The sequence below is a fragment of the Streptomyces sp. NPDC005151 genome (assembly GCF_053599875.1).
On the sequence record NZ_JBSFYR010000098.1, the window covers coordinates 16,813 to 27,293 of the forward strand.

The 10,481-nt window shown below is 70.8% G+C and carries 12 protein-coding genes; 5 read left to right on the top strand and 7 right to left on the bottom strand.

The genetic code is table 11. The features are described 5' to 3' along the window. Window position 1 precedes the first annotated feature (1 nt). Window positions 2-649, bottom strand: coding sequence for a cysteine hydrolase (locus tag ACWD6R_RS33710; RefSeq protein ID WP_451822193.1), 648 nt, complete (start codon window positions 647-649; stop codon window positions 2-4). A 143-nt stretch (window positions 650-792) separates the two neighbouring features. Between ACWD6R_RS33710 and ACWD6R_RS33715 the strand changes: the two genes are divergently transcribed. Continuing rightward, window positions 793-1,263, top strand: coding sequence for a pyridoxamine 5'-phosphate oxidase family protein (locus ACWD6R_RS33715; RefSeq protein ID WP_451822194.1), 471 nt, complete (start codon window positions 793-795; stop codon window positions 1,261-1,263). Window positions 1,264-1,287: 24 nt separating this feature from the next. On the opposite strand, the gene ACWD6R_RS33720 is transcribed toward ACWD6R_RS33715, so the two are convergent. Beyond that, the gene (locus tag ACWD6R_RS33720) at window positions 1,288-2,217 is read right to left on the bottom strand and encodes a LysR family transcriptional regulator (protein ID WP_451822195.1); all 930 of its coding nucleotides are present in this window, start codon (window positions 2,215-2,217) and stop codon (window positions 1,288-1,290) included. Between the two features lie 74 nt (window positions 2,218-2,291). On the opposite strand from ACWD6R_RS33720, the gene ACWD6R_RS33725 reads away from it, so the two are divergent. Next, the gene (locus ACWD6R_RS33725) at window positions 2,292-3,248 is read left to right on the top strand and encodes a DMT family transporter (RefSeq protein ID WP_451822196.1); all 957 of its coding nucleotides are present in this window, start codon (window positions 2,292-2,294) and stop codon (window positions 3,246-3,248) included. 83 nt (window positions 3,249-3,331) lie between these two features. Here ACWD6R_RS33725 and ACWD6R_RS33730 read toward each other — a convergent pair whose 3' ends face one another. Continuing rightward, window positions 3,332-4,663, bottom strand: a complete 1,332-nt coding sequence (locus ACWD6R_RS33730) for an aminotransferase class I/II-fold pyridoxal phosphate-dependent enzyme (RefSeq protein ID WP_451822197.1) — start codon at window positions 4,661-4,663, stop codon at window positions 3,332-3,334. Window positions 4,664-4,698: 35 nt separating this feature from the next. On the opposite strand from ACWD6R_RS33730, the gene ACWD6R_RS33735 reads away from it, so the two are divergent. After that, window positions 4,699-5,394, top strand: a complete 696-nt coding sequence (locus tag ACWD6R_RS33735; protein ID WP_451822198.1) for a pyridoxamine 5'-phosphate oxidase family protein — start codon at window positions 4,699-4,701, stop codon at window positions 5,392-5,394. A 14-nt stretch (window positions 5,395-5,408) separates the two neighbouring features. Here ACWD6R_RS33735 and ACWD6R_RS33740 read toward each other — a convergent pair whose 3' ends face one another. The 3 genes from ACWD6R_RS33740 to ACWD6R_RS33750 all read right to left on the bottom strand — a co-directional run bounded on the left by ACWD6R_RS33740 (window position 5,409) and on the right by ACWD6R_RS33750 (window position 8,295). Then, a complete protein-coding gene (locus tag ACWD6R_RS33740) occupies window positions 5,409-6,365 on the bottom strand; it encodes a DMT family transporter (protein WP_451822199.1) in 957 nt (318 codons plus the stop codon). A gap of 158 nt (window positions 6,366-6,523) precedes the next feature. Next, window positions 6,524-7,534 carry an EamA family transporter gene (locus ACWD6R_RS33745; protein ID WP_451822200.1) on the bottom strand — a complete coding sequence of 337 codons (1,011 nt, stop codon included), beginning with the start codon at window positions 7,532-7,534 and terminating at the stop codon, window positions 6,524-6,526. A 182-nt stretch (window positions 7,535-7,716) separates the two neighbouring features. Then, on the bottom strand, window positions 7,717-8,295 hold the full coding sequence (locus ACWD6R_RS33750) for a Clp protease N-terminal domain-containing protein (protein WP_451822201.1): 579 nt from the start codon (window positions 8,293-8,295) through the stop codon (window positions 7,717-7,719). 359 nt (window positions 8,296-8,654) lie between these two features. On the opposite strand from ACWD6R_RS33750, the gene ACWD6R_RS33755 reads away from it, so the two are divergent. Then, the gene (locus tag ACWD6R_RS33755) at window positions 8,655-8,798 is read left to right on the top strand and encodes a hypothetical protein (RefSeq protein WP_451822202.1); all 144 of its coding nucleotides are present in this window, start codon (window positions 8,655-8,657) and stop codon (window positions 8,796-8,798) included. 78 nt (window positions 8,799-8,876) lie between these two features. Continuing rightward, window positions 8,877-9,308, top strand: a complete 432-nt coding sequence (locus ACWD6R_RS33760; protein ID WP_451822203.1) for a type II toxin-antitoxin system Rv0910 family toxin — start codon at window positions 8,877-8,879, stop codon at window positions 9,306-9,308. Between the two features lie 74 nt (window positions 9,309-9,382). On the opposite strand, the gene ACWD6R_RS33765 is transcribed toward ACWD6R_RS33760, so the two are convergent. Further along, window positions 9,383-9,988, bottom strand: coding sequence for a PadR family transcriptional regulator (locus ACWD6R_RS33765; RefSeq protein ID WP_451822204.1), 606 nt, complete (start codon window positions 9,986-9,988; stop codon window positions 9,383-9,385). Window positions 9,989-10,481 lie beyond the last annotated feature (493 nt).

Below are 10,481 nucleotides of genomic sequence, written 5' to 3' on the forward strand. Positions count from 1 at the left end.
GTCAGGACCTGGCCCTCCGGGGGCTCTGCCAGCAGCCCAGCACGTCCTGCGTGGTGGTGACGGTGGCGACGAGGGCGAGCGTGTTACGGATCATCGCGGGGGTGTAGTCGGCGGGCACCCCCGCGATGGCGTCGGACGGCACGACCGCCGTGTACCCGAGGTTCACCGCGTCGAAGACGGCGTTGGGGATGGCGACATTGGCCGAGACGCCGGTGACGACGAGGGTGCGGCAGCCGAGATTGCGCAGCAGCGCGTCCACATCGGTGCCGGCGATGGGCGAGAGGCCGTGCAGCCTGCGTACGACGATGTCCTCGTCGGCCACCTCGATGGGCGCGGCGATCCGGACCGCCGTGGTGCCGGAGTGCTGCTGCACGGGCAGGCGCCCGGCGGCCCGGAAGAGGCGGGCGTTGTGGTTTGCACCGCGTCCGTCGGGGCGCCGTTCGGCGACCGCGTGCAGCACCTGGACACCGGCCTCGTGGGCGGCTGCGACCAGCCGGGCGACATGCTGGAGGGCGCCGGATCCGCGCGCCTCCTCGGCGAGTTCGGGCAGTGCGCTGTCGGGGCCCACGACGCCCTGCTGGCACTCGACCGTCAGAAGCACGGTGGTGGCCGGATCGAGCTGCTCGGCGAGCTGTTCCCTGGACGGCACGGCTGCCCCTCTCGGTGGCTCTTGGTGTCTGCCGGCGGTCTTTCTGCTGACGGCCGGGCGCGCGAGGCTAATGGCCATTGCGCCAGGAGGGAAGAGGCTCCATGATTTCTGACACCCGGTCAGCTAATTGGAAGGGGCTCCCCATGGCCGTCATTCAGCGACGGGGCCGTCGGATCATGATGACGGACGCGGAACGCGACACGTACCTCGCGGAGCAGCGCACCTGCCGGGTCGCCACCGTCTCCGCCGACGGTCGCCCGCACATCGGCGCACTCTGGTTCACCTGGGACGGCACCTCGCTCTGGCTGTATTCGATCACCCGGTCCCTGCGCTGGTCACAGCTGCGCCAGGACCCGAAGATCGCGGTGGTCGTCGACGACGGGGTGGAGTACGGAGAACTGCGTGGCGTCGAGCTCTCGGGCGAGACAGCCTTCGTCGGCGAGGCCCCTCGTACCGGCGAAGCATGTCCCGAACTGGACTTTCCGGAGCGGCTGTTCGCGGCAAAGTACTTCGGGATGGACGTGATGCCGCACGACGGGCGGCACGCGTGGCTGCGGCTCACCCCGGAGGCGATCACCTCCTGGGACTTCCGGAAACTGGCAAACCCGGCCTGATTCCACCGCCCCGCCGTCACGAGGTCAGGCCGCACCGTCCCCGTTCAACGGAGCGTCGAAATCCCGGCCCGCCACACGCAGGGCCACAACCGCCGCCCTGATCGACGGGCGGCGGTCCGCGTCCGCCCGCCACACGGCGTGGACGTGCCGTCTCATCTTCTGCCGCACGGGCACGAGCCGCACCCCGTCCGGCACAGCCCCCCGCCCCAGCCGGGGCGCCACGCAGACGCCCACCCCGGCGGCGATCAGCGCGAGCTGGGTGTGGTGTTCGCCCGCGAGATGAGCGATGCGCGGCTCAATTCCCTTGGAGCGCAGCGTGAACATCAGCCAGTCGTGACAGAACTCGCCCTCCGGCCAGGAGATCCAGTCGTCGTCGGCGAAGTCCTCCAGATCCACTTCCGTCCGGTCCGCGAGCGGGTGACCGGCCGGCATCGCGATGTCCGGTGCGTCGTCGAGCAGTTCGGCCATCGCCAGACCGCCGGGGACCGGCAGCCTCTTGTTGCTCCAGTCGAGCACCACCGCCAGGTCGATATCGCCCCGCATCACGGCACGGATACCGATTTCCGGCTCCAACTCGGTGGTGCGCACCTTCAGTTCGGGGTGGTCCGCGCGCAGCGTGGCAAGCGTCGCCGGGAACAGTCCGCGCGCTGCGGTCGGAAACGCGCCGAGCCGGATCTCGCCCACCACCTCTCCGCGCTGGGCCTCGATGTCGGACTGTGCCAGCTCGACCTGGGACAGGATCCTTGCGGCATGGTCAGCGAGCAGCTGCCCCGCGTCGGTGAGCCGGACCCCGCGGCCGTTCCTGGCGAGGAGCTGCTGCCCCACTTCGCGCTCCAGTTTGGCCAGCTGCTGGGAGACTGCCGACGTGGTGACATGCAGGCCCTCGGCCGCGCCGCTCACCGAACCGAAGCGGGCGAGGGCGTCCAGGGTGCGCAGACGCTCGAGGTTCAACATGTAAGCGATGCTACGCAAAGACTTGCATAAAGTCTCACTTGTCCTACGCGGTTGAATTCGTCATCGTTGTCCTCATGACCGCCCCCACCGCGACCGCCGCCCCCATCCGGGCGACCGGTGTTCCCGCCCCCTCCTCCGCACGCCGCCCCGCACTGGACTGGCGGATCCGCTTCGCGGCGCTGTCGCTCATCTGGGGCTTCAGCTTTCTCCTGATCAAGGTCGGCACCGAGGCGTACGCCCCGTTCCAGGTGACGCTCGGCCGGCTGCTGTCGGGAACGGCGGTGCTGGCCGTCGCCATGGCGGTGCGTCGTGAGCGGCTGCCGCGCACCGCCCGCACCTGGGGCCATCTCGCCGTCGCCGCGTTCTTCCTCAACGCGCTGCCGTTCTCGCTCTTCGCCTACTCCGAATTGACCATCCCGTCGACACTGGCCGGCATCTGCAACGCCACCTCGCCTCTGTGGGGCATGGCGCTGTCCCTCGTCGCGCTCTCCGAGGACCGGCCGACCCGTCGCCGCGTGGCGGGACTCGGCCTCGGCTTCCTCGGTGTACTGACGGTGCTGGGCGCCTGGCAGGGCTTCTCCGGGCTGGACTTCAGCGGCACGGCGATGGCGCTCCTCGCCTCCCTCAGCTACCCGGTCGGCTGGATCTACGTCCGCAGGACCCTGGCAGGCAGCGGGTCGTCCACCCTCGCCCTGACCGGCAGCCAGCTCTTCCTCGGCACCATGCAGATCGCCCTGGTCACCCCTCTGTTCACGTCGGCCCCGGAGGGCTTCCCCCTGCTGCCGACGCTCGCCGTCGCCGCACTGGGGGCGCTCGGTACGGGCCTTGCGGTGCTGATGCAGTACGGCCTGGTCGAGGAGGTCGGACCGACGACCGCGCAGATGGTCACGTACTTCATTCCGGTCATCGCCACCGCGGCCGGGGTCGCCCTGCTCGGCGAACAGCTGACCTGGAACACCCCGGTCGGCGCCCTGATCGTCCTGGCGGGCGCCGCCCTGACCCAGAGCAGGGCCCGCAAGCCCAAGTCCTGACCGCTCGCCCCGTCCCGTCGGACCACCGCGTCCCAGCCCGAACCGCTCGCCCCGTCCCGCCGGACCACCGAACGCCACCCGGCTCAGCCGTAATTCATCGGGCGGAGCGGTCCCGCCGCTGCCGCCACCGCATCCGCCAGCGGCTCGATGTCGGCCGCAGTGAGCGGTGACACGGTGAGCCGGACCCCCTGCGGTGCGGTGAGCCGGAACCGCGCCCCGGGCGCCACCGCCCAGCCCGCGCCCAGCAGCCGGGCGACGGTCCCGGTCTCGTCGCTCACCGGCACCCACACATTCATACCGCTGCGGCCGTGCGCCTCGACACCGCGCTCCTTCAGCGCCCGGACGAGCGCGTCCCGCCGCTCCCCGTACGACCGGGCGACCGCGCCGGTGTCGACGGCGCCCGAGGTCAGCAGGTGCGCCACCGCCCGCTGCAGGAGCCTGCTGACCCAGCCGGGTCCCAGCCCCTGCCGCCCCAGGACCCGGTCGACCGTGACCGCGTCCCCGGTCAGCACGGCAACCCGCAGATCGGGCCCGTACGCCTTGGCGACCGACCGCACGAACGCCCACCGGTCCGTGACACCCGCCAGCGGATGCAGCGGCAGATCGACGATGGCGTGCCCGTGATCGTCCTCGATCAGCAGCACTCCGCGGTGACCGGCGAGAACGCGGCGCAACTCCTCGGCGCGCGCCGCCCCGACAGCGGCACCTGTCGGGTTCTGCGCGCGGTCCGTCACCACGAGCGCACGGGCACCGGCGCTCAGCGCCCCTTCGACGGCGTCGGACAGTGGCCCCTCGTCGTCCACGGGGATCGGCACGGGACGCAGACCCAGCGCCGGTACGAGATCGAGCAGGGAGCCCCAGCCGGGGTCCTCGACGGCGACCGCGTCACCGGGCTTGAGATGAGCGACCAGCACCCGCTCGATCGCGTCCAAGGATCCGGAGGTGACGGCCACGGGCCCGGCCGGCACCCCGTCGGCGTCGAGGGCGGCGCGTGCCAGAGCGGCGAACTCCGGGTCCACCGGCACTTCTCCGTACATCCCCGGCCGCTCCGCATACGCCCGCGTGACCGCCGCGAACGCCTCGTCCAGTGGTGGCAGCAACGCCGGATCAGGGTTCCCCTCTCCCAGATCGCGCGCCCCGGGCGGCGCCTCGACCCGGAGCGAGCCACGCGCCGTACTGGCGGGGCGCGGACGCACCCGGCTCCCCCGGCGACCGGCCGTCTCGATCACCCCGCGCTCGCGAAGGGTGCGGTAGGCGGCCGCAACCGTATTCGGATTGACCTCCAATTGGGCGGCCAACTCCCGCATGGGCGGCAGCACTTGCCCGGGCGCAAGCTCGCCCGACCCGACCGCTCGCTCGACACTCGCGGCAATCTCCGATGCACGCCGCCCGACGATTCGATACTCTTCTAGCACAAACACGATTATGCACTAGTGCAATGGAGTTGGCCATGCCGGACACCGCACCGCCGCAGACCACGGGCCCGAAGGCAGCAGCCGCGTACGAACCGACCGCGCGGACGGTCCCGACCCGTGGCCGCGAGCGCGCCACGTACGACCGGGAGCTGGTCCACTCGGTGCTCGACGAGGCCTACCTCTGCCATCTCGGCTTCATCCGCGACGGCGCGCCCGTCGTCCTGCCGACGCTCTTCGGCCGGGTCGGCGAGCAGCTGTACATACACGGCTCGACCGGCTCGCGGCCGCTTCGGCAGGCAGGCGAGACAGACCCCGGCCTGCCCGTCTGCCTCACGGTGACACATGTCGACGGGCTGGTGCTGGCCCGCTCCGCCTTCCACCACTCGATCAACTACCGCTCCGTGGTGGTCCACGGCATCGCCCGCACAGTGACCGACCCGGAGGAGCGGCGTACCGCGCTCGACGCGATCGTCGACCATGTCGTCCCGGGCCGGACCGCGGACTCCCGCCCGGCGAACGCCAAGGAGCTCGCCGCGACGGCCGTGATCCGGCTGGACCTCGACGAGGTGTCCGCAAAGGTGCGCACCGGAGGCCCGAACGACGATCCGGGCGATCTCGCGCTGCCGCACTGGGCGGGCGTCGTTCCGCAGGCCCGCGGCTACCGCGCGCCGCAGCCGTCGGACGACCTCGATCCGGCCATCGCGGTGCCCGACTATCTGACCGTTCTCTGATGCCCCCGGCACAGTCAGGCGGGAACGGCCGCCCGGCGGCGGGCGCTCGCCGCACTGCGCGTCTCGGCGACGGCGAGCCCCGCCACCGCCGTGAGGAGCAGCAGCGTGCCGACCACCGTGGCCGCGGTGAGCTGCTCCCGGAGCACGACGACAGCGATGACCGCGGCGCTCACCGGTTCGAGCAGCATGATCACGGACACCGTAGCGGCCCGCACCACCGCAGCGCCCGCGAAGTAGAGGGCGTAGGCGAGCGCGGTAGGGACGGCCGCCACGTACACCAGCAGCCACACCACCTGGGCGGCGTCCGCGGTGTGCGGCACAAGTCCTTCCGCAGCCGCCATCGGCAGCAGCCCGAGCGCACCGATCCCGAAGGCCCACGCGCTGGTGGCGAGCGGGTCCGAGCCGCCGCCGTCGCGGCCGAGCCACCGGGTCAGCAAGGTGATGGCGGCGTATCCGGAGGCGGAGAGCAGCGCCAGTGCGACCCCGGCAGGACGCACCGCAGCGCCTTCACCGCCGAGCACCAGCACGGCGAGCCCGGCGAGCGCGCCCAGCACCGCGGCGAGCCCCCCGCCGCCGAGCCGCTCCCCCATGGTCAGCCGTGCGCCGACGGCGATGAGTACGGGCCCGGCGCCGAGGGTGACGACGGTCCCGACCGCGAGACCGGTCGCTTCGACGGCCGCGAAGTACGCGCTCTGGAACAGGGTGAGGCCGACGCCGGTCCCGAGGATGCGCAGCAGACGGCGCCGCCGCGACTCGGCGGGGACGGCTGCGCGTCGTGGCCGCAGCACGAGCGCGGCGAGCAGCAGCACGAGACCGCCGACGCAGCGCCAGAACGAGAGGGCGAGAGGGCCGAGATCGCTGACCCGGAAGATCAGCGAGGCGGCAGCCCCTGCGGTCCCCCAGGCCACCCCGGCGACGATCAGATAGAACAGGCTCCGCCCGACGGGCAGGCGGGAAGCAGGATTCGGCACGTGCACTTCTCCTGAGGAAGACAGATGGTGGTCGCTCGGCTCGGCACGCGGGCAGCGACGACCCGCTCGGGGACTTCCCGAGCCCGGTCTTCGTCAGGAGTGGCGGCCCGCGTCAGGCGGCAGGCGGCGGAAGCACGGTGAGAGGCATGATCGGCACATTACGTGGCGGCACGGCGGGCGGACAACTCACCCTCGACGGCATCCCGACCGTCTCCCCCGCCCACCCCCGACGCGACGGGCCCGGAGGGGGCCTTGGGCGTCGACGACTGGGCGATGAACGCACCGATCAGCACCATGGCGCCGCCGATGAGCTGCGGCGCTGCGAGATGTTCCCCGAGCAGCACCCAGGCGAGCACGGTAGCGATGACCGCCTCCAGACAGGCGACGACACCCGCCACCGCAGGAGACAGCAGCCGCACCGAGATCACGCCGGTGACATAGGCGATCACGGTGGCGAGCAGCACGATCCAGCCGAGCAGCAACCAGGCGGGAACCTCCGTGCCGTTCATGCCGGTGCTGCCGCCGAGGACCGACCAGTCCATCCCCCAGGGCCGCGCCACCACCGTGAGGACCGCTGCACCGATCAGCAGTCCGTACGCGATGACGCCGACCGGATGCGGAGGCTCCGCGCCCGCCGCCTTGTCCCCGCTCCCCGGGTCGGAGAGGACGAAGTAGCCGACCTGGCAGCAGGCGGCACCGAGGGCGAGCAGCAGCCCGACGGCATCGAAGCTCAGCCCGGACCACACCTCGACCACGCAGGCGAGACCGCCGACCGCGAGAACGACGCCGACCGCGGCGGCCCGGGTGACGGGACGGCGCTGGACGAACCGGACCCAGCCGAGGACGAGCGCGGGCGCCAGATATTCGACGAGCAGCGCGACACCGACGGGTATACGGGAGATCGCGGCGAAATAGCAGGCCTGGACGCCCGCGACGGCGAGCAGTCCGAAGCCCAGGAGCAGCACGGGACGGCTGCGTACGAGATCCCGGTGGCGCCACGCCACGGGAAGCATGACGAGGGCGGCGCCCGCCACCCGTAGCCACACCACATGGAGCGGGTCGAGCCCTGCCTCGATCAGCGGCTTGGCCGCCACCCCGGAACCACCGAATGCGAACGCCGAGGCCAGGGCTAGTCCCAGGCCGGCGTTTCTCCCCTGAGACGCGTGCATCGGCACATCATGACAGCTGCCGTCATGAGCGTCACCCCGGTGACCACTGTCGCGCGCAACACTCCGATACCACCGTGGCCCCTGACCGGAGGACTACTGCATGCGCTCTCCGATCCGGGCGACGGCCAGGCCGTCCATGTAGTCGCGTACCCGCGTGATCAGTCCGTCCCGGATGTGGAGTATCAGCAGTCCGTGGATGGTGAAGTCGGGACCGTCGCGCCCGGCACATCGATGATCCGGCCGGCGAGCCGCACCGCATCGACACCGGCCCGCTCCAACACCTCGACAGCCCTGCATTCCGGGTCGGCGGCCAGTGCCGCGAGCAGATCGAGCCCGCCGGCCCGCACGTCCCCGCGCAGCTCCGCGCGCTCCCTGGCACCGGCCATCGCCGACAGAGCCGAGGGCGACCAGCCCTCCACCCCCGCGTCCCCTGCCTCGCCAGCCACCTGAGTGACGACCGCAACCGCGCCGGAGTCCTCCACGGCGCCCTGCCAGCGAAGCCCGTATCCGATGGAGCGCTGCACGAGGTAGCCGAGCACCTTCGCGAGCTGCGGTCCGCCCTCGAAGGCGGTGCGGACCTCGGGATCCGACTCGATGAGGGAATGCAGCAGATGAGCCGTGTCGATCTGCCGGTCGCCGTCACGCAGGGCGCGCCTGCGGGCACCTGTCACCACCGAGGCCAGCTCCACGGTGAGTCTGGCTCCGAGTTCAGCACGGTTCGGTGCGGGCTGCTGAGGAATCCGCGGCGTCCGGTTCTGCACACCTCTCACCCCATCAGTCCCGGGACGCCCGAGCATCCCCGGAGGGGCCCATTTACGCATCCCACCGAAGTTGGGGACACCAGAGCGGTTCCTCCTCCTTACGGATGAGATCTCGCCATTCGCGGATCCGATTGCCGGAAACAGCGCGCGCCGCCTTGCCCTGCACTCCCCGAGCAACCGCGAGCCGCCCCGTACACGTCCCCCACACCACGCGTACGGCGGTCGGAAAGGAGTAACAGAAGTGAGCTGCTTGGTCGCCCTGCCGGCGATCGACGGAACGGGAGTACGTCTACCGGGTCCACGCCCCCATGATATTTTTCGCGGTCCTGCAACGGGGACCGCTGGCCTCCGGGCCCGGCATGACTGTTGCCCCCCGTGACGCCCAGCCCGCCGACCTGTTCCGGGCGGCGTTCCACTGCCACGACGACGGCCCGCACCCCCGCACCTCCGACCGGTTCGACGCGGCGCCGATCTGGCGCACGGAGCGGACCCAGCAGATCTGACAGTTCATCAGTATTGAATGTTTTCGCCACTGCGGCTACGTTCCGCGACACCGTAACCCGACGAGAAGGGGTGGTCGCATGGCCGAAGTCAGTGCCGAAGCGCGTATCGAAGCGCCGGCCGAGAAGGTCTGGGCCCAGCTGACGGACTTCACCGCGTACGGCCAGTGGAACGCCACCCACACCAGCTTCCCCAAGGGCGGCCCGGCCACACTCGAACTCGCGGCCACCTACGAGGAGAACATGAAGCTCATGGGCTTCCCCGCCGAGGTGACCTGGACCGTGGCGGAGCTCGAGGCCGCCCGGCTGCTGACCACCAAGGGCAAGGGGCCGATGGGCGTCGCTCTGGCGATGCGTTACACACTGACACCCGACGGCGATGCCACCACGGTCCGGATCGACGGAGAGTTCACCGGAGCTGCGGTCTCCCTGATGGCGGGCAAGCTCAAGGACTCGGCGACCGCTGCACTCGTCGAGTCGCTGCGCAAACTGGGCGGCCTGGTCGCCGCCTGACCACCACCGGACGAACGAAGGGCCCCGCGGCCACAGGGCCCTTCGCGCCACACCCGCCGGGACCACCCCTCGGGTCAGTGCTCGTCGGCAAGGATCAGATAGAGCTTCTTCCGGGCGTCGTTGATCACCGACAGCGCCTTCTGGCGCTGATCGGCCGAGCCGGCCTTCCAGACCTGGCCGAACGCCTCCATCAGACCGAAGCCGGCCTGCCGGATCTCGTTGGCGCTCTCCCAGTCGACCCCGCGCCCAGCCTCTTCCCAGGGCGCGTCGGGCCCGGATTCCGCCTCGGTGCGGCCGGTGTCGGTGAGCGTGAACAGCTTCTTGCCGCCCTCGCTCGCGCTGACGATCAGCCCCTCGTCCTCCAACAACTGGAGGGTCGGGTAGACCGAGCCGGGGCTGGGCCGCCAGGCCCCGCCGCTGCGCTCGCCGATCTCCTGGATCATCTCGTACCCGTGCATCGGCCGGTCCTTCAGCAGCGCCAGGATCGAAGCGCGTACGTCACCGCGCCGCGCCCTCCCCCGGCCGCCACCGCGACCGCGCCCCCCACCGAAGGGGCCGCCACCGAACGGGGGTCCGAACTGCCCGAATGCGGCACGGCGGCCCTCGAAGTCACCCCGACCGTGTTGACCGGGCCCGCAGTGCCCATGTCCGTGCTCATGCTCGTGCCCATGTGAACGCATCGCTACGCTCCTTCCATCGCTGATCTGTCGCGATGCGTCAACGATATATCGGAACCGGTCTTACGACAATCGCTTTGGAAGGGCCTTTGATGACCTGTGCCAGTGAACGTTGATCGATTGCCAGCGAAGGACGATCAACGGGCTTCTGTGCCAGTGAGGGATGACTGCCCGCGGATTTGTGTCAGTGGAGGATGGTTCTGTTCACGAATCCCGACAGCAGATGTACGGCACTTCGGGAGGCGGCCCGCCGCTGCAGAAGTCGATGTTCACGAGAACGAACGGGAGGCATCCCGTCCCTGGCAGGCGTGGCTTGTAGGGCCCGGCCCCGTTGGTGAGGGTGGGGCCCGGGCCGGTGGGGTGATCGGTCCGCGAGTCTTGATCGCCGCCGAACCTGCTGATCAACACCAGTGCGTTAGGGCTGTGACCTGCGGCGCAACTCTCCCGAAGAGGGGTGCCGGGACCGGGAAGCGAGTCCGTTCTCCATGAACGTGAT